Source organism: Afipia birgiae 34632, from assembly GCF_000308295.2.
Lineage (GTDB): Bacteria > Pseudomonadota > Alphaproteobacteria > Rhizobiales > Xanthobacteraceae > Afipia > Afipia birgiae.
In genome coordinates, this window is sequence record NZ_HG326653.1 from 329,705 (window position 1) to 349,852 (window position 20,148).

Annotated in this window: 13 protein-coding genes and 3 pseudogenes; 3 read left to right on the top strand and 13 right to left on the bottom strand. The window is 57.5% G+C overall.

The features are described 5' to 3' along the window. Positions 1-483: 483 nt before the first annotated feature. From pyk to BN32_RS15535, 9 genes are all read right to left on the bottom strand, one after another. Entirely contained in the window at positions 484-1,917 is a 1,434-nt protein-coding gene (pyk, locus tag BN32_RS15490; protein WP_040426780.1) for a pyruvate kinase, read from the bottom strand. A 13-nt stretch (positions 1,918-1,930) separates the two neighbouring features. Then, the gene (locus BN32_RS15495; RefSeq protein WP_040426583.1) at positions 1,931-3,199 is read right to left on the bottom strand and encodes a glycerate kinase type-2 family protein; all 1,269 of its coding nucleotides are present in this window, start codon (positions 3,197-3,199) and stop codon (positions 1,931-1,933) included. Positions 3,200-3,257: 58 nt separating this feature from the next. Continuing rightward, entirely contained in the window at positions 3,258-4,148 is an 891-nt protein-coding gene (gene glxR, locus BN32_RS15500) for a 2-hydroxy-3-oxopropionate reductase (protein ID WP_019199442.1), read from the bottom strand. A 29-nt stretch (positions 4,149-4,177) separates the two neighbouring features. Then, complete coding sequence (gene hyi / locus BN32_RS15505; RefSeq protein ID WP_040426584.1) at positions 4,178-4,957, bottom strand: hydroxypyruvate isomerase; 780 nt, start codon at positions 4,955-4,957, stop codon at positions 4,178-4,180. Positions 4,958-4,982: 25 nt separating this feature from the next. Then, positions 4,983-6,758: a glyoxylate carboligase gene (gene gcl / locus BN32_RS15510; protein ID WP_019199440.1), complete on the bottom strand. Its 1,776-nt coding sequence runs from the start codon at positions 6,756-6,758 to the stop codon at positions 4,983-4,985. A 106-nt stretch (positions 6,759-6,864) separates the two neighbouring features. Then, positions 6,865-7,776: a LysR family transcriptional regulator gene (locus tag BN32_RS15515; RefSeq protein WP_019199439.1), complete on the bottom strand. Its 912-nt coding sequence runs from the start codon at positions 7,774-7,776 to the stop codon at positions 6,865-6,867. Between the two features lie 53 nt (positions 7,777-7,829). Next, positions 7,830-9,056: an ArgE/DapE family deacylase gene (locus BN32_RS15520; protein WP_019199438.1), complete on the bottom strand. Its 1,227-nt coding sequence runs from the start codon at positions 9,054-9,056 to the stop codon at positions 7,830-7,832. Further along, positions 9,053-10,336, bottom strand: a complete 1,284-nt coding sequence (locus BN32_RS15525; RefSeq protein WP_244438185.1) for an allantoate amidohydrolase — start codon at positions 10,334-10,336, stop codon at positions 9,053-9,055. Before BN32_RS15525 ends, BN32_RS15520 begins: the two co-directional genes overlap by 4 nt. Positions 10,337-10,609: 273 nt before the next feature. Continuing rightward, a complete protein-coding gene (locus tag BN32_RS15535) occupies positions 10,610-11,827 on the bottom strand; it encodes a urate hydroxylase PuuD (RefSeq protein ID WP_019199436.1) in 1,218 nt (405 codons plus the stop codon). Positions 11,828-11,935: 108 nt separating this feature from the next. On the opposite strand from BN32_RS15535, the gene BN32_RS15540 reads away from it, so the two are divergent. Next, a complete protein-coding gene (locus BN32_RS15540; protein WP_040426587.1) occupies positions 11,936-12,856 on the top strand; it encodes a LysR family transcriptional regulator in 921 nt (306 codons plus the stop codon). A gap of 77 nt (positions 12,857-12,933) precedes the next feature. Here BN32_RS15540 and BN32_RS15545 read toward each other — a convergent pair whose 3' ends face one another. Further along, the gene (locus tag BN32_RS15545; protein WP_040426782.1) at positions 12,934-14,301 is read right to left on the bottom strand and encodes a nucleobase:cation symporter-2 family protein; all 1,368 of its coding nucleotides are present in this window, start codon (positions 14,299-14,301) and stop codon (positions 12,934-12,936) included. A gap of 195 nt (positions 14,302-14,496) precedes the next feature. Between BN32_RS15545 and uraH the strand changes: the two genes are divergently transcribed. Continuing rightward, positions 14,497-14,853, top strand: coding sequence for a hydroxyisourate hydrolase (uraH, locus tag BN32_RS15550; protein ID WP_040426784.1), 357 nt, complete (start codon positions 14,497-14,499; stop codon positions 14,851-14,853). Between the two features lies 1 nt (position 14,854). Beyond that, a complete protein-coding gene (gene puuE, locus BN32_RS15555; protein ID WP_019199432.1) occupies positions 14,855-16,273 on the top strand; it encodes an allantoinase PuuE in 1,419 nt (472 codons plus the stop codon). 900 nt (positions 16,274-17,173) lie between these two features. On the opposite strand, the pseudogene BN32_RS27780 reads toward puuE, so the two are convergent. The 3 pseudogenes from BN32_RS27780 to istA form a co-directional block, all read right to left on the bottom strand. Further along, positions 17,174-17,410 (bottom strand): annotated as a pseudogene (locus BN32_RS27780) (hypothetical protein); the annotation flags it as partial. 83 nt (positions 17,411-17,493) lie between these two features. Continuing rightward, positions 17,494-18,262: pseudogene (gene istB / locus BN32_RS15560) on the bottom strand (IS21-like element IS1631 family helper ATPase IstB). Continuing rightward, positions 18,240-20,022, bottom strand: a pseudogene (istA, locus tag BN32_RS15565) (IS21 family transposase). The pseudogenes istB and istA overlap by 23 nt, the downstream one beginning before the upstream one ends. Positions 20,023-20,148 lie beyond the last annotated feature (126 nt).

Genomic DNA, 20,148 nt, shown 5'->3' on the forward strand with positions numbered 1-20,148 from the left:
TTGAGAAAGTTCCATTGCGAAACTTTCACAGCCATTCGGACGATGTGCGAACGTCTGAAGGACGACGGCTCATCGGCCGAATGGCTGTCCTCAAGAACAAGTGAGTCCTATTGAGCTTTGATCGCCCAGTCTGCGCACGAGACGTATTACTCTGCTAGCGACGTAGCTTGGGAGGCGCGGTGACCCGTACGAGAGTAGGAGATGCGGCTAGGCTCAGGAACGACGACACATGAACCCGAGCCAATAGGCATAATTGTTCAGGCCGAAAATCGCCAGCGTTCTCATCGAATGCGTCAAGACCCAGGCTAACGTTCACCGATTCAAGAGGAGCGCTTGGCTACTACCAGAAACATCTAGGCTCAGAGTACAGCCAGCTTGTTGCGCTTGATCGTGAACGCTCAAATGCTGCGACGCGACCGTGTCGCCGGCCCCTTCAAAGCGCATCTTAAAACTGCTTCTTACAGTGCTGAAGGAGGCCCACCGTTAATCAGGAGTTGTGGTCGGCCATACTTTGGCAATCCGCAGGAGGTTCGTGGTACCAGACACACCAAACGGCACACCAGCAGCAATGACGACGTTGTCTCCCGGTTGCGCGAAACCTTCGCGAATCGCAGCCTTACAAGCAAGGTCAGTCATTGTTTTCTCGTCAACCGCTTCTGTAGCACGGACCGAATGCGCACCCCACACGATCGCCAGCCGCCGCGCGGTCGTTACGCTGGGGGTTAGGGACAGAATCGGCGCTTCTGGCCTTTCGCGCGCTGCGCGCAGGCTCGATGAACCCGAGAAGGTGTAGGTAATCGTCGCCTTAGCTCCGACGATATGAGCCGCATTGCGCAGCAAGACACAAATCGCATCGGCTGACGTTGGCTTCGGTTCGAAATGATGGTTGTCAATCAGCCCCCTGTAATGCGGGTCCTTTTCGATTTGGCAAATGATGCGATCCATCATCGAGACGGCTTCGACCGGAAACTGCCCCGACGCGGATTCCGCCGATAGCATCACCGCATCCGCACCTTCGTAGATGGCAGCCGCCACATCGGCCGTTTCGGCCCGTGTCGGGACAGGAGTTGTAATCATCGATTCCAACATCTGCGTCGCGACGACAACTGGCCTCCCCTCGCGGCGGCAAGCGTGCAAAATCGTTCGTTGCAAAGTAGGCACTTGCTCGGGCGGCAGTTCGACCCCGAGATCGCCGCGCGCCACCATAAGTCCGTCGGCGCGCTGAACGATGGCGTCAAGTTCGACAATGGCCGCCGGCTTTTCAATTTTCGCCATGATCGCGGCCCGGCCGCGCACTAACGCGCGCGCTTCGTCAATGTCGTCGGCACGCTGAACGAACGACAGGGCCACCCAATCCGCGCCGAGCGACAGTCCGAAATCAAGATCGCGCCGATCCTTCGCGGTCAACGGTGAAATCGGCAGAATTGCGCCGGGAACATTAACGCCTTTACGCTCTGAGAGCTTGCCGCCGGCAATGACTTCGGTCTCGGCAAAGTCTGGGCCAAACGACTTCACGCGCAATTGGATTTTGCCGTCGTCAAGCAACAGTGTTGTGTCTGCCTCTAGCGCTGCGAAGATTTCTGGATGCGGAAGTGACACACGTCGCTGATCCCCGGCAACCATGTCGAGATCAAGACGGAATTGCGCGCCTTTCGCAAGCACAATCGGACCATCGGCGAAGGTACCGATGCGCAGCTTGGGACCTTGCAAGTCTATCAAGATGGCAATAGGTCGTCCGAATTCCCTTTCGACGGCACGGATTGTCTCAACACGTGCAGCATGATCTGCATGCGTGCCGTGGCTAAAATTGAGGCGGAAGACATCTACACCAGCCAGGAAAAGCTGCCTGATCGTTTCGGGTGAAGAACTTGCGGGACCAAGGGTCGCGACAATCTTGGCATTGCGGTTGCGGCGCATCAGCTGTTTTTCCTTAAGGCCGATCGATGATGATGGCGCGAAAATCATTGACGTTGGTCAATGTGGGACCGGTAATCACTGCATCGCCGAGAGCTTCGAAGAACGAATGCCCATCGTTATCGGCAAGCCGCGCCTTGGCATCGAGCCCCATATGTGCTGCGCGCAGAAGCGTCTCAGGCGTCATAACGGCGCCAGCGCTCTCCTCAATGCCATCGATGCCGTCCGTGTCGGCGGCAAGTGCTGATATGCCCGCGCGCCCGTCCAGTGCTATGGCTAGGGCGAGCAGGAATTCGACGTTGCGGCCACCGCGGCCTTTACCTCTTACCGCCACAGTCGTTTCTCCACCGGACAGCAGCACGCAGGGCGCAGGCAGCGGTGCCCCGTGCAGAGCGCATGAACATGCGATGCCGGCAAATACCTTGGCCACCTCGCGCGCCTCGCCCTCGATGGCATCACCGAGAATGAGCGGCGCGATGCCGGCAGCACGGGCGACCTTTGCGGCGGCTTGGAGAGATTTATGAGGCGCTGCGATCATCGCGTGGCGGACATCCCAAAACCGCGGATCCTTGGACTTCGGTGTCTCGGAGCACGGATCGTCGAGCCACCTACGTACCGATGGTGGTATCTGGATTTTATATTTGGCGATGACAGCCAGCGCCTCGGCCATAGTGGTTGGATCGGGAACAGTTGGTCCCGATGCGATGATGGATGGATCATCGCCCGGCACGTCCGAGATGATCAGCGTGATCATCGGTGCAGGCGCCGCGGCCAAAGCCAGACGCCCGCCCTTCACGGAGGAGAGATGTTTGCGCACACAATTCATCTCGCGGATGTCGGCACCACTCTTGAGAAGCGCCCGGTTCACAGATTGCTTGTCTTCCAGCGAAATCGAGCCGGCTGGAGCTGCGAGAAGCGAGGAGCCGCCACCTGAAATCAGGCAGAGGACGAGGTCGTCGGGGGTTAATCCCCGAACCTTGGCAATGATACGGCGTGCGGCTTCGCGCCCGGCTTCGTCCGGAACGGGATGAGCGGCTTCGACCACCTCGATACGCGAAGTGGCCATTCCGTGGCCGTAACGTGTAACGACAAGCCCCTCAATAGGACCCGACCAATTTGCCTCCACGGCCGCGGCCATTGAAGCCGCGGCCTTCCCAGCTCCGACCACAATGGTACGACCTTTCGGAGCCGCAGGAAGGAATGGCGGCACACAAAGAGAGGGCCGCGCCACGTCAACTGCCGCGCGAAACATATCCATCAGCAGTGCACGGCGATCGATTCTCATCGGGCTACTCCGTTTCGTGGTATCCCGCGAGACCGCACAACGCCGGTTGATTTGTCTTTCAGTTCGAATTCTGACCGATCTGGAAATTGGCCATCATTTCAAGCGCACGTACCATGCCGGAATGATCCCATTTCGAGCCGCCGTAGGCCGCACAGGAACTGAACAACTCCTGCGCGGTAGCGGTATTGGGCAGAGAAATACCCATTTGCCGCGCGCTCGTGAGCGCCAGATTGAGATCTTTCTGATGGAGTTCGATGCGGAATCCTGGATCGAAGGTGCGCTTGACCATACGGTCGCCGTGCAGCTCCAGGATGCGTGAAGCAGCAAATCCACCCATCAACGCCTCGCGCACCCTGGCGGGATCGGCCCCCGCTCGCGAAGCAAACAACAAAGCTTCAGCCACGGCCTCAATGTTGAGCGCTACGATAATCTGGTTTGCCACCTTGGTCGTCTGACCGTCCCCATTACCGCCAACGAGCGTGATGTTCTTACCCATCAGTTCGAACAGCGGTTTGATCTTGTCGAACGCGGCCTGAGGGCCGCCAACCATGATTGTCAGCGAGGCTGCCTTGGCCCCTACTTCGCCGCCTGACACTGGCGCGTCGAGATAGTCACAACCGAGCTCATTGATCCGCTTGGCGAAAGCTTTCGTGGCGAGCGGCGAGATCGAGCTCATATCAACAACAATCTTGCCTTTGGAAAGCCCCCCGGCGACGCCTCCAGCGCTGAACAAAACATCCTCAACATGGGGAGTATCGGGCACCATGACAATGATGACCTCAGCGTTCTCGGCTACTTCCTCGCCGGATTTGCATACCTTGCCTCCAGCTGATTCCAGTTCAGCCGGAATTGGCGTAACGCTGTGCAAAAAGAGTTCATGACCGCCCTTGATGAGATGACCCGCCATTGGCGTACCCATGATCCCGAGCCCGATGAAGCCAACTTTCATTGCTTATTTCTCCAATACGTAGGACGCGATCAATTGACGACGGCTCCGAACCAACGAAGCCCTTCGGTTGTGGTAGTCTTCGGTTTATACTCAGCACCGATCCAACCCTCGTAACCGAGCCGATCGAGGTGTGCGAACAGAAAGGAATAGTTAATCTCGCCGGTGCCGGGCTCGTGGCGACCTGGGTTGTCAGCAACCTGGATGTGAGCGATATGCGGCAGGAGTCTCTCGATCGTTGCGGCTAGTTCGCCTTCCATGCGCTGCATATGATAAATGTCATATTGGAGCTTGAGATTTCCCGACCTTACCTCATCGAAAATATCAAGCGCCTGCGCCGAGCGATTTAGATAGAAGCCGGGGATATCGTAGGAATTAATCGGCTCGACAATCAGCAAAATTCCTGCGCTCTCTAGTTCCGCTGCCGCGTAGCGCAAGTTCTCGACAAAAGTCCTCCGCAATGTCGCGTGGTCTATGCCTGCGGGTGCGACGCCGGCGAGACAGTTGACCTGCGTGTTACCGAGAGCTTTTGCATATTCGATCGCCTTGGCCACCCCAACGCGAAATTCACCGACGCGGTCAGGATGACACGCAATGCCGCGCTCGCCCTCACTCCAGTTTCCGGCCGGGAGATTGAACAGAATCTGCGCGAGTCCGTGCGCTTTGAGCTCAGCACTGATTTCCTCTTTGGCGAAGTCATAGGGGAACAGATACTCCACCCCCTTGAACCCCGCCTTCGCAGCAGCCGCAAAGCGATCCATGAAGGGCAGTTCAGTAAATAGCATCGATAGATTGGCAGAAATTCTTTGCATATGGAGCGCTCCTAAGCGACCGCTATTAGTCGAGCATCGCCATTGCGGTTGGCGCATCCGCCGCATTCTGCGCGAGATCTTCAAATTCGGTTATGTTGTTGAGTTCCGTACCCATGGCGATGTTAGTTACGCGTTCAAGAATTACCTCGACGACGACTGGCACGCAGTGTTCTTTCATCAACGCCTGCGCCTCCTTGAATGCCGGCAGAAGCTCCTCTGGTTTTGTCACGCGGATTGCCTTGCAGCCAAAGCCCTCCACGACCTGGACGTGGTCAACGCCATAGCCCTTAAGTTTGGGCGCGTTGATGTTGTCGAAGGCGAGCTGGACGCAATAATCCATCTGGTAGCCGCGCTGTGATTGACGGATTAGGCCAAGATAAGAATTGTTCACCAACACTTGAATGTAAGGAAGGTTGAACTGCGCACCGACAGCCAGTTCCTCAATCAGGAACTGAAAATCGTAATCACCCGAAATCGCAACCACTGGGGTTTGTGGCTTCGCGACAACGACGCCAAGAGCGGCCGGAATTGTCCAGCCAAGCGGGCCAGCCTGGCCACAATTGATCCATTGGCGCGGCTCAAAGACGTGCAGGAATTGCGCCGCAGCAATCTGCGACAAGCCAATCGAGCTGACATACGTTGTGTCTCGACCAAAGGCCCTGCTCATTTCTTCGTAGACGCGCTGCGGCTTGATCGGAGCGTCTTCGAAATGCGTTCGACGCAGCATCGTCCGCTTACGTTCCCGACATTCGGCAAGCCAGGCGCTGCGATCCTTGAGCACGCCGCCTTCTTTCATCTCCTTCGCTACTTGCGCGAAGAGCTCCAGTGCCGCCCTTGCGTCGGAGACAATGCCATAATCAGGCATGAACACGCGACCAATTTGCGTTGGCTCAATGTCTACATGCACAAATCTTCGGCCCTTGGTGTAAGTATCGATTCCGCCGGTGTGACGATTCGCCCAACGATTGCCAATGCCAAGCACAAAATCAGACTCGAGCATCGTCGCATTGCCGTAACGGTGGCTGGTTTGCAAACCCGCCATGCCTACCATCAGCGGGTGATCGTCTGAGATCGCACCCCATCCCATAAGCGTCGGGATCACGGGAACACCGGTGATTTCCGCAAATTGAACCAACAGCCTCGCCGCGTCTGCGTTGATCACGCCGCCACCGGCCACGATGAGCGGGCGCTCAGCCTCGTTCAGCATTGTCAGGGCTTTTGAGATCTGCTCGCGCGTCGCTTGCGGCTTGTGAATCGAGAGCGGCACATAGGTATCCGGATCAAACTCGATCTCGGCGACCTGCACATCGAAGGGCAGATCAATCAGCACAGGACCAGGACGGCCCGAGCGCATCACAAAAAATGCCTGCTGGAAGACATAGGGCACCTGCGCGGGCTCGCGCACGGTAACCGACCATTTAGTGACCGGCCGGGAGATCGACTCGATGTCAACGGCCTGAAAGTCTTCCTTGTACAAGCGTGCACGCGGGGCTTGACCGGTGATGCAGAGAATTGGGATCGAATCGGCCGCTGCGGAGTACAGCCCGGTAATCATGTCGGTGCCAGCTGGTCCGGACGTACCTATGCAGACCCCGATATTCCCCGCCTTCGCGCGTGTATAACCTTCCGCCATGTGCGACGCGGCTTCGACGTGGCGCGCGAGAAAGTGCTGGATCTTGTTCCGCGGCCGCAATGCTGCATAAAGCGGATTAATAGCCGCTCCAGGAACACCAAAGGCGACCGAAACGCCTTCCATCTCCATCACCAAAACAGCGGCTTGGGCTGCAGTCATGCGCGCCATGCTAAATCCTCCCAGAACATGCATCGATTGTAAGTCGCGCACCGGAAGGCAGTAGGCGAGTGGCACTCATAACATCTATTCCAACAAGGAATGATCTCGAGCCGCACTACAGCGAGGTCTCTTCATATTCTTTCGAAGGGAGCCACCACGTGCCTGAAAACCGGCCAAGCAGCATATCGACGAACAAGCGTACTTTTGCAGGCACGCGTTTCGGAGACGGGAATACGGCGTGGACTTCCTGGCCCTGCGGCGTATGATCTTCCAGGATACGACATACATGGCCCTCGCCGAGAGCGGCGGCAGCCACATAGTGTGGCAAGCTCGCTATACCTAGGCCAGTTCTTGCCGCGTGAAGCAGCGTGGCCAGATTATTTGAGCGCAACCGGCCGCGGACGGGCACCGCGACCTCTCCCCCATCCGGCATCGTCATTTGCCAGATATCATCTTCCTGCACGGTGCTATAGACTAGGCATTCGTGCCCCTCGAGATCCCGCAGGGTGGCAGGTTTTCCAAATCGCGCAAGATATTCTGGCGACGCGACGATCACCCATGGATTGAAGCCGAGACGCCTCGCCCCGTAGGTAGAATCCGCGAGTCGACCCATGCGGACCGCGAGATCGACACCCTGCCCGATGAGATCAACGTAGCGATCGTCGCAAGACAGATCGATGCGCACATCTGGATGATTGCGCACAAAGGAGACGGCGAGCGGTGCAATGATCCGACGCCCCAACGCTATGGACGTGGTGACTCGCACGAGCCCTTGCAGTTGCCGCTGCTTTCCGCCGACGAGTTCATCCGCTAGAGCAACCTCGTGAAGGACGGTTTTGCAGCGCTCATAATACAGCGCGCCGACCTCTGTTACACTGATGCCGCGGGTGTTGCGATTGAGGAGCTGTACGTTGAGCGTACGCTCAATAGCTGCGACATGCTTAGTGACCGTCGGTTGTGTCAGCGAAAGATCGGTCGCTGCGCGCGAAAAGCTTCCGGTCTCGACGACGCGTGTGAAGACATGCATTCCAGTCAATCGATCCACCGGATGAAACCTTCTTGCGCGCAGCTCTCCGCAGGTCAGTCAAGCAGATCGGCGAGTGTGAGGGCGATCACCTCGGTGGCTTTCTGCAGGTCCGAAAGCTTGAGCTTTTCGTCCGCCCGGTGGCCATTCGCCTCCTCGAGCGATTTCGGCCCGGCGCCATACATGACGGTTGGAATGCCCTTCTCTGCATAGAGTCTTGCATCCGCATAGAGCGGCACGCCTTTCGCCTCGATAGATTCGCCGAACACTGCGGTTGCGTGCTTTCTGATGACTTCGGAGAGCCGTTTTGACGCGGGCGTCGGTGTTAGCGGACGCGCAAGGAGAACGCGACGCACGTTCACCTTCGCATGCGGATGAGCCGTTGCAGCTTCAGCAATAACGCGCCGTAGCTCATCTTCGACATTCTGCGGGTTGTCTTCCGGAATCATGCGTCGATCAAGGCGCATCGTAACGCGATCAGGCACCACATTCGTATTGATGCCGCCGCTGATTAGGCCGACGGTCAATTGCGGCGAGCCAATACCCGGTGTAGCAGAGATGTTCGCTGAAAGACTCTTCCGGTAGCCATATAGCGCCGCAAGGATCGGCGTAGTCGCTTCAAGTGCATCAATGCCAGTGAACGGAATTGCGGCGTGGGCCGATTTGCCTGTCACTTCGATTTCGAGATGCAGACATCCGTTGTGGGCCTCGACAACGGCATAGGAAAAGCCTGCCGCAATGACCAAGTCTGGCTTGGTAATGCCTTGCGACAAAAGCCAGCCTGGACCGATCTCGCCACCAACCTCCTCGTCGTAAGTCAGATGAAGTTCGACCGTACCTTTGAGCTTTAGTCCCGAGCGCTTCAAAGCATCGAGAGCGAATGCATACGTGGCAAAATCCGATTTCGATACCGCAACACCACGCCCATACATCCAACCGTCAACAACTGCCGCGCCGTAGGGATCTTGTGTCCAGCCCTCGCCCGGCGGCACGACATCACCATGCGCGTTCAGCGCAACTACCGGGCCATCGCCGAAACGGTGACGAACAACCAGGTTGGTTGCACTGATCATCCCGCTCTGCTTTACGAGGTTGTCAGGAACAGCGTGCCATTCAACAGTAAAACCAAGGCGTTCGAGCAACTCGGCTGCGCGCGTGGCGTGCGCTTTGCAATCTCCTCTCGGATTATCAGACGGAATCTTGACCAGTTCGGCGAGAAACTGCGTCTCTTCGTCAAAGCGAGCCGCCACTAGATCCTGAATTTTCTCGATGCTTATTGTCACTTATCTACCTGTTGGTTGTGAAGTGTTTGAATGAACTCGGCAAGTACGCGCACGCCGATATCGATGTCCTGCGGTGCTGCATACTCGTCGGGATGGTGGCTGAGGCCGTCGCGACAACGCACGAAAAGCATCGCGAAGGGCAGAATTCCGCGAAATGCCATAGCGTCATGTCCCGCACCGCTCGACAACGTCAGCAGCGGCAACTCGCAACGCTCCACCGCTTGCGCCAATGCGCGGGAGAGACGCTCGTCGCAAGGAGAAGCTGGTGCATCGTGAGAGATGTCAATATCGATCGCGACCTTGCGCGACGAGGCAATCGCGCGCGCATTGGCGAGAATGTCAGCGACAGCATTATGACGAAGCTCGTCCGAAGGGCAACGCACATCGAACGTCATACGCACCAGGCCGGGCACGGTATTGATCGTGCCGCCGGGTGTCTCTATCTGCCCAATGGTAGCTACAAGATCAGCTTCCGCATGCGCGTATCGCTCCACCATGACAATGATCTCTGCTGCGGCCGCGAGCGCATCTTTGCGCAGATCCATCGGCGTTGTACCGGCATGGCTCGCCTTGCCCGTCAAAACAAACTTGCCCCGTGATGCACCGTTGATCGCCGTCACAACGCCTACTGGAATGTTATGCATCTCCAACACAGGACCTTGCTCGATATGGACTTCCACATATCCAATCGTATCCCGGCGCGTACGCGCGGATCGATCAATCAAGGAAACATCACATCCAAACGCTGTGAGCGCCTCCCGGCGCGAAACACCATTGCTGTCGCGCTCATCGAGCGCGTTCATATCGAATGTTCCAGCCAACGCGCGCGATCCGCCCAGCGTACTGTCGAATCTGACGCCTTCCTCGTCACCGAAAGCAACAACTTCAATCGCAAATGGAAAACGTTTGCCCGCCGCATGAAATGCCCGCACCACCTCGATTCCTGACACAACACCAAGGTTGCCATCGAAACGGCCGGCGTTTCGCACCGTATCAATATGAGAACCGATGAGGAGCGCTGGCGCATCCGTCCTCGTTCCTTCGTAGCGCCCGATTAGTGTGGCAGCGCCGTCTAGCCGCGTGCTCATTCCCGCTTCACGCATCCAGCCATCCACGAGATTGATCGCCTTGCGGTGCGCAGGTGAAAGATACAGGCGGGTGAGCATGCCGGCCTCGTCGCTGACAAGGCCGAGTTCATCAAGACGAGCGGCGACCGCGCCGGCATCTGGCATAAAGACGCCCGCAGTTGTCGCATGAACGGAAGTTTTTAAAGCTGACATAACCATTCCTCGTTTTTTCCATCCGAATCCACTTAGCGGCGCACTTGGATAGCCTGTCCTGCATGCACAACTCGCAGATCAATCCTGTCGCTGCGGATGATGAAGTTTGGGTTTCCGCCCGTCTGACTGTAAGCCACGATCGGCTGCAATGCTTGGCATCTCCTGACTTGATCATGCTGGCTGCTGTGCTCAGCGGGCGTCGAAAAATCTTGCATTCAGTGTCCGACCTCTCTGAGCGCCAGGCCTCCAGCGCTCAGGATGACCTCCGCTGAGTCATCTCGATTCACTCCATTCGGCCAACTTACGTCGTTCCTCACGGGTCATTTCTGTTAGGTTATTGGGCGGCATGGCGTGTGTAATCACCGTTTGCATGCGGATCGCTTCCTTGTTGCGCGCGATCATTTCCGGCGTATCAAGCAATACACCCTTTGGGGCAATACCTATGCCGGGCCAAACAGGTTCTGTGGCATGGCACATGCTGCAGCGACCCATCACGATATCGGCTACATGTGCGGGTGCTTTCGGCGCGCTTACTGCAAATTTGACTTCGGGAAGCGGCTTGAGGCCTAGTCGCTCCCGGCCAATCGGCGACGAGGCCGAGCTGATCCACAGCGCCAACCAGATGCATACCGCCGCCACCGCCCATGTCCACAATGGGTGGCCAAGACCCGCGTGGCTCACGTTGTAGTAATGCCGAACAAGAGCACCTGCGATAAGCACCAGCCCGACAATGACGTATGCGTAGGGGGTCGAATAGGTTAGCGGATTGTGGGAAGAGAGCATCAAGAACAAGACAGGCAGCGTCAGGTAGTTGTTGTGCGTAGAACGTGCCTTGGCTTGTTTACCTAAACTGGGGTCCGGCGTGCGCCCCGCAAGCAATTCAGCGATGATCTTGCGCTGGTTCGGGATGATGGTGAAAAACACATTTCCCGACATCATGGTCGCCATCATCGCACCGGTGTGAATGAGAGCACCGCGACCCGAGAAGACATGCTGGAAGCACCATGCCATGAATACGATAAAAGCGAATCCAATTGTCGCAAGCGCCACCTCATGCTTGATGAGCCGAGAACGGCATAGCCCGTCATAAACGAGCCAGCCAGTGGCAAGCCCACCCATCCCAATGGCCACCGCCGCGAGGCGTGGCAGATCGAGCACTTGCGGATCTATCAGATAGAGGTCTGCTCCGGCGTAGTAGACCCAAACAAGCAGGAAGAAACCGGAAATCCACGTCGAATAGGATTGCCACTTGTGCCAGATCATCTCCTTGGGGAGATGGACAGGCGCTTCCAGATATTTCTTGACCTCATAGAAGCCGCCACCGTGCACTTCCCAAGCGGCGCCGCCTTTACCAACGGGTATTTCTGGAATTGCTTTCAGCGAAGCGTCAAGATGCATGAAATAGAACGATGACCCGATCCACGCTATGCCTGTGATGACGTGCACCCACCGCAATAGCAAACCGCCCCATTCCGCAAAAATCGGATCCATTAGGTCTTTCTCCCCCTTTTCGTCGGGGCACGTTAGGCGAGAAATTCATCTTGTTGATCTTTTAAAAAAAACAAGTATCTTCAAATAAATTCTGAAGATCGGTGAGCTATGGGCTTGCTTGAGGACATCCGCGTATTTGTACGTTCCGTTGAGAAGGGTAGCTTTTCGGAAGCCGGGCGGGATTTAAGACTATCTGCAGCCGTTGTCAGTCATCGGGTTTTATCACTCGAACAACGGCTGAATTGCCGCTTGCTCAATCGCACGACCCGGAAGATGCAGTTAACCGCGGCCGGACGATCCTTCTTCGAGCGCTGCATTGATGTCATGGATGCGGTGGAGCGCGCCGAATCCAGCGTCACTGGCGCTCGCGGTGCGATCAAGGTTACGGCCCCACTCGGTCTCGGCCGTCGTCTGGTCGCACCTATGGTCACGCGTTTTCAGTCGGCTCATCCGGAACTCGACATCCGATTGCGGTTATCCGACCACTTGCTTGACCTGATCGCGGAAGGGATCGACATCGCGCTCAGAATGGCGTCGCTCGACGACTCCACCTTCGTTCTTCGCAAGGTTGCAGATGTTGAACGTATTCTTTGCGCGTCGCCAGACTATCTGGTGCAGAGCGGCGTCCCGAAGGTCGCTGAAGATCTGAAAACGCATAAATGCCTGCTATTGCGATTTCCTGGATCGCAACAGTTTCGCTGGACATTGCTTGTACAAAACAGGCCAATCACCCTGCCGGTGAGAGGTCCCGTCGACAGCGATGACGGCGACATTCTTACAGGCTGGGCCTTGTCTGGCGCTGGCATCGCGCTGAAGCCGGTGTTCGAAGTGGCGGACCATCTAGCATCCGGGGCGCTGGTGCCCGTTCTGCCGGACTTCCGTCCGCCACCTCTGACTTTGTCAATTCTCTATCCATCGCGCCGATTGCTTTCGCCGAACGTCAAATTACTCTCCGATATGCTGTTCGAGGAAGGCCGCAACCATATCCGAGATAACCTCTCGCGGGTCGGAAAGCGACTAGACAAATAGCTTTCGCTACAGACTTCTTTGAAACAACGAGAGGTGCGCCAATTTCATTGGCGCACCTCGATATTATCAATGAAACCTCAATGCCCGGCTTCGGCCTGCATGGCAGCTTCGCGGACCTCTTCGAGAGAGGCCTCTTCATTCTTGGCGCCATTGAAGTAGAGATTGAGCACGACTGCACTAATCGCAGACAGAAGAATTCCCGAGTGCAGGAGAGGATCAAGTGATTTTGGCAATGACTTGAAAAAGTCTGGGGCAACGAGCGGGATCATGCCGAATCCGATTGAAATCGCAACGACGAACATATTGTTGCGATTAGTCTTGTAGTCGACATCCGACAGAATGCGCACGCCGGTCGCCGCAACCATGCCGAACATGACGATGCCTGCGCCGCCGAGCACGAACAGCGGCACGGATTCAACGAGTGCACCAAGCTTCGGCAAGAGTCCCATCGTCAACATGATCAAGCCACCGGCTACGCAAACGTAGCGGCTGCGAACACCTGTCACGCCAACAAGGCCGACATTCTGCGAGAAAGACGTGTAGGGAAACGTATTGAAGATGCCGCCAATAAACGTGCCGATACCGTCCGTGCGCAGGCCACGCGTCATGTCATCCCGCTTCACCGGTTTTCCGGTCATTTCGCCGAGCGCGAGGAACATGCCAGCCGACTCGATCATGACGACGATCATGACGATACACATCGTGACGATTGCAATGAAGTCGAACTTGGGGATTCCGAACTGGAAGGGCACGATGATGTCGAACCAACTGGCGTTGGTGACCTTCGTAAAGCTCATCTTTCCGAGTGCGACCGCAACCAGGCAGCCGGCGACGATCCCGATGAGGACGGCTATGTTGCCGAAAAAGCCTTTTACGTACTTTGTTATCAGCAAAATCACCGCCATGACAAAAGCAGCCACTGCAAGGTGTGTGCTGTCGCCATAACCGGGCAGATGTGGCGCTGGAGCGCCGGCGGCCCAGTTAACGCCGACTCTCATCAGCGAAATCCCTATCATCAAAATAATCGTTCCGGTCACCACTTTCGGGAAGAAGGGCAGCAACCGGCTAATGAAGGGCGCAACCAGCACTGTGAATATACCGGCTGCGATAACTGACCCGAAAATACCCAAGATACCGAGATCGGGATTGTTGGCCATGGCGACCATCGGACTAACGGCGGCAAAAGTGACGCCCATCATGACCGGCAAGCGAATCCCGAAGTACGGCCCCGCCCCGAAAGACTGGATAAGCGTGGCGATGCCACAAGCAAACAAATCGGCGTTTATGAGTAGCGCCACTTGCTCCGGTGGCAGTTTCAACGCCCGCCCGATGATAAGCGGCACGGCGACCGCGCCGGCATACATGACGAGCACGTGCTGAAACCCGAACGCCAGTAGCTTCGGCGCTGGCAGCACCTCATCTACTGGATGAACTGTTGGTTGCATGATTTCCTCCTGGATTGTTGTGTTTTTTGCTGTCCCTTGCTCGCCCTGCAAACAGGCGGGATCGAGCCGTGCGACGTTAGCGTCACGGGCGGTCTTTAATAGGAAACAAAAGAATTCAACATCTTCAAAGAAAACCTTAAAATGATCCGCGCGGTAATCCATTAGGCTGTTTAGCAAATGAAGAAGGAGACATTGGTGGGTCATTTGTCGACGCATGTCCTTGATACGACCAAAGGACAGCCAGCAAGGAATGTGAGAGTGACGCTATATCGAACCGTCGCCGACGGGGCGAGAAGCGTTGTGAAGGAAGCCGTCACAAATGCCAACGGCCGCACTGACGAAGCTTTGCTTTCTGGCGACGCTTTCAAGCCCGGGACTTACGAACTCGTCTTCGATGTAGCGCAGTATTTTAGGGAAAACGGGACGCAAACAACCGAGCCGCCGTTCTTTGATTTCGTGCCGCTGCGCTTCACGATCGTTGAGCCCGATGGCAACTACCACGTACCTCTCCTGATCTCCCCGTGGAGCTACTCGACTTATCGGGGATCGTGACATGAAGACCACCTACCCGCGCGACCTCCTCGGCTACGGTCACACGCCGCCACATGCTCAATGGCCAGGCGGCGCACAAATTGCCGTGCAGTTCGTCATCAATTACGAGGAAGGCGGCGAGAATTGCGTTCTTCACGGCGATCCCGCTTCCGAAGCTTTCCTGTCGGAAATCGTCGGTGCTCAGCCTTGGCCCGGCATGCGGCACATGAACATGGAATCGATCTACGAGTATGGATCTCGCGCCGGCTATTGGCGGCTCTTCCGAATGTTCACGGCACGAAACCTGCCCGTCACAGTCTATGGCATTGCAAATGCGATGGAACGCGCACCGGATATAGTGGCTTCCATGAAGGAGGCCGGCTGGGAGATCGCAAGCCACGGGCTGAAATGGATCGACTACAAGGATTTCGGCAAGAACGAAGAACGTGCCCATATTCTGGAAGCGATCCGCATCCATACGGAGATAACGGGCACGCGCCCGCTCGGCTTCTACCAAGGGCGCACTTCGGCTCATACGACCTCAATCGTGATGGAGGAGCAAGGCTTTCTCTACTCGTCGGATTCTTATGCCGACGATCTACCCTACTGGGTTGCGGGCCCGCACGGCGCACACCTTATTGTGCCCTATGCGCTGGATACGAACGATATGCGTTTCGCAACTCCGCAAGGCTTCAACGCGGGCGATCAATTCTTCAACTACCTTAAGGATTCTTTCGACGCACTTTACAAGGAGGGCGAGACTGCACCGAAGATGCTCTCCATCGGTCTGCACTGCAGGCTTGCTGGGCGACCAGGCCGTGCCGCAGCGCTATCCCGCTTTCTCGACTATGTTCAGGGACATGAACGCGTTTGGATCGCGCGACGCTGCGACATAGCGCGGCACTGGATCAAACTCCATGAACCAGCAGGCGGTTATGTGCCGAGTTCTATGCCGCGGGCTCTTTTTGTCGAAGTCTTTGGCGACATCTTTGAACATACGCCGCAAATCGCCGAGTTGACCCATCGAACTGGGTTGTCCGCCGCACATGACACGGCATCTGGCCTTCATCGCGCACTCGTCGACACAATGCGATCCATGAACGACGCCGAAAAGCGTGCGCTGGTTGACGCGCATCCAGATCTTGCGGGGCGGCTCGCGTTGGCAAATCAGCTCACTGCTGATTCGACAAACGAACAAAGCTCGGCCGGACTTGACCGGCTAACACCGGATGAACTCGCGCGCTTCGTTTCACTCAATGAAGCCTACAAGAACCGCTTCGGCTTTCCCTACATCCTCGCCGTCAAGAACCGCACCAAGGACGAGATCCTGACGAACTTCGAGATGCGGCTGAAGAACGACATCACTGCGGAGTTCAAGACGGCCCTTGAACAAATCGAGCGCATCGCGCTTCTCCGCTTGCAGGACCGGCTGCCTGGCTAGGCAGACGTTGATACAAACCTTGCGACCGCTATATTTCTTCTGGGGTCGGCTTGCTGGCACGGGTTTACGGACGGCTCAGACAGTTCTTTGCCGGCCACCCATGCTAAACAGCTTTCTCGGTGCCGCTGATTAGAGATTTTCAATGGAGTAACGCGTCCCTTGTCGCTTGGCGGCGAGACCAAGCAGACAGTGAGCGCCTTTCCAGTTCTTCAGCCATTACAAATGAGCGGCCTCCGCCTGACCGGAGCACGCCGGCGCCTTCATCTTCAATAAGCAGGTGGCTTGTTGCACAACTCGAGTCCCGGTCCCGACGGAACGATCAGCTGTATCTCGGTTCGCCTAAGAAGGATCATTGATGCTGTCTTGTCCTGGTAGGCGCTACTCCCGTCGATCCAGACATTATCGGGGGGAAGGAAATAGATTCCCGTTAGCCACGCAGGGAGCTTTGGTGGGGCTCAACGAACACCGGCATGAAGAGTTACAGAAACGATCGACATTGGGCTGATGTCAATTTCTTCCCAGTCTGGTATGATCCACGTAGCCAATCGAATGTATCACGTCGCAAGGTGCTACATCTCTTTCAATGAATCACCCTTCACGAGAAATGGCCTGCGCATATCAATGGCCTCAGACGTGTTCCACATGCCCGCCGACGTGACCTTCGTGTTGCGCGGACGTCGGTCTTCGTAAGCATGCAGGCGGCATGCGTTGCGACTCACGTCAAGTTTCAAGGAATACTCTCACAGCACTGATCCGTCGCGTCTCGCTGCATCAAACGAATCCGTGTGCCGGCCCGGATACCGTCGGGCAAATGTTGTCTTAGGAAAGCGGAATTTTCGCCTCTGAGCGAAAAAAAGCAGCGCCGCGGGGAGACGCGGCGCTGCCAAGGGGAGGTTTGACTTAAAACTTTACACTTACGCCGGCATACAACGACTTTTCGGTACAGCTGCCATTGTTCACTCCAGCAGCCGTGAAGCACACGCGGTTAGCCACGTTGCTATCGTCCTGTCCGAACTTGTTCTTCCAGTAGCGATAGGCAACCCAAACATCGACGAAATGAGAATACTTGGGACCCCAAAGGGCCTTGCTGGCGTCGAACGTCAGACGGATCGGCTCACTGTTGATTTCGGTCTTGGTATCACTGGCCGCGGGTCACTTCAAATTCCTCCGGGTGTGGTCAGTCAAATTCCTCCACCCCGCGAGGCAGGACATGATGATTGTTAGTTTGACATTGTTTCCCGGGCAAGGGCTTCAGCGGCCTCTTTGAGCCGATAGCTTCGTCCATCGAACTCGAGCAGATGGCAATAATGCATCAGGCGATCGAGGATCGTCGTGCTCATGGTGTTGTCCCCCAGGTATGTTCCCCAATCCTGCACGACGCGATTGGAGGTGACGATGACGCTGCGGCGCAGTTTGTAGCGCTGATGGATCAGGGTCTGCAGCAAAGGCGCCGGCGTCGTCAGGGATGGCGCGGGCGAGGAACAGATCGTCCAGCACGAGGAGATCGCAGTCGATGATGGTTCGCAGCCGGACCTCGCGTTGCGCCGGGGAGTTCAGGACGTAGCGGTGGAAGAAGTCGTCGGTCTCAAGATACTGGACCTTGTGGCTTTGCAGGATCGCCTGATAGGCAATCGCCTTGGCGATGTGGGACTTCCCGGTGCCAGGTTTGCCGACGAGCAGCGCGTTCTCGCCGGCGGCGATGAACGCCAGGGTGTGGAGCTGGAAGCAGGTTTGGCGCGGCAATTTGGGATTGAAGGACCAGTCGAACTCGGCGAGCGTGAGCTTTTCGTCGAGCCCGGATTGCCGGTATCGTCGCTCGATAAGGCGGGACTGACGACGGTCCAGTTCGTCCTGCAGGATCAGGGAGAAGGTCTCGAGGAAGGGCTGGTTGGCGCCCTGCGCCTGCAGCACACGCGTCTGCAGCGTGTCGCGAACGCCCGACAGGCGCAGCTGTCGCAGGCAACGTTCAATTTCCGGCATGGTCATCATGTGGTTTGGTCTCCAGTTTGAGGTGAGAAGCCGCGGGAGCGCTCGTGGCGCCGGAGCTGGTCGGGGTTGCGCAGGCGCCACGAGCGCGGGTTGCAGGGGCGCGGTCGTCGTGAGCCTCGGCCTGCCGGCCATTGGCGCCGGCATCGTGCCGCGCGGCACGGCTGAAGAGATCGCCGTATTCGGCTGGAGCGCGGATCAGCGGATGATCCTGGGTGAGCGGCGATGCCGGCTGTGGCGTCGCTCCAACCTGCGCGATCGCCTGTTCGAACAACCGCTCGACGGTCGCACGCACGTGCTTGTAACGGTAGATGCGGTTGCCGATGGCGTGCGCGCAGGCCTGCTCGACCAGCCGTGCCGGATACTTCCGGCTCAGCCCGACAATGCCCCACATCGCGCGCTGTCCGGGGCGCCCCTCGGTGTCGAACACTTGCTGGCAGAGCGCCCTGGTCTGCGGACCGATGCGCTCGGCGCTCGCCAGCAGCACCGCGGTTTGCCGCGACGGATTGAACGGCCGTTCGCTGGTCGGCAGGACGACCGAACCGGGATGCGCCATCCGGGGATGAACACGCAGCAGCGCATGGGTGTGGCGATCGCGGATCTCGATCGTCGAGGCGTAGATCCGCACCACGACCTGGCTGCCGATGGGCGCAGGCCGCGCGGCGTAATAGCTGCTATCAACACGCACGGTGGTATCGTCGCAGACGGTCCGAACGACCTCGGTGAAGATGCGGAAGGCAGCCACTGGCAACGGCCGCAGGTGGGGCTTCTCCTCCTGGAACATCGCCTCGACCTGACGCCGCGTGCTGCCGTGGATTCGCTTGGAGGCCCAATTCTCCTCCCAGTGCCTCAAGAACTCGTTCTGGGCTTCCAGTGTCTCGAAGCGCCGTCCGGCCAGCGCGGTGCCCTGGGTATGTTGAATCGCGCTCTCGACGCATCCTTTCCGATTGGGATCGGCCACCCGCGCGGGATCGGCGACCACGGCGTAATGAGCCAGCATCGCGCTGTAAATCGGGTTGAGCTCGGGCTCGTACAAATCCGGCTTGAGGACGCCTTCCTTCAGGTTGTCGAGCACGACATAGCTGGGGACCCCGCCAAAAATACCGGAACGCCTCTTCGTGGAGCTGCGCCCAGACTTGCTGGCTGGATTGCCACACCACCCGCCGGAAGCTGCGCCGCGAGTAGCGCAGCGTCATCACGAACAGGCGGGGACGGCGGTACCGGCCGCTCCTGGGATCAATCGTCAGAGCGCCCTCGCCATAGTCGACCTGGGCCTCCTCGCCGGGGAGGAACTCAAGTCGATCAAACTGCTCGGGATCGCTGTGTCGCAACGTGCGCACAAACCGCTTGACGCTCTGGTAGCTGGACGGAAAGCCAAATTGATCGACCAGGTCCTGGTAAATCGCCTGCGCATTCCGCTTCAGGCGGACCTGTTCTTCGATCCACGTCCGATGCGGTTCGCAAGCCGAACGGGCCAGGCTGCCGGCGGCCGTCGCTCCCGATGCCCCAGAAGCCGGTGGTCGGGGTGGAGGAATTTGGCCGTCCGCGCTCACCGGGCCGGTGGTCACTTCCCCGGGGGAATTTGCCTCCGTACCAGCCCGCAGCGCCCGGTAACGCCGGATCGTCTTGCGGTCGACCCCCGTCAGCCTGTGGATCTCGCGCTGGCTGGCGTTGCGATCGAGTAACGTAAATACCGTGCTTTGCAGGTGTGGCTTCAAGACGTTCAACTCCCCGGCCCCTTGCTGGTTAAAGGGACCGAAAATAAACGTCCTGCCTGATCGGCTACCGCTGTTCAGCGGCGCTGACCGCGATTATCGAGTGGGGGAGTTTCAAGTGACCATACCCGGGGGATTTTGACCGACCCACGGGGCACTGGCGGGCGAAACGAG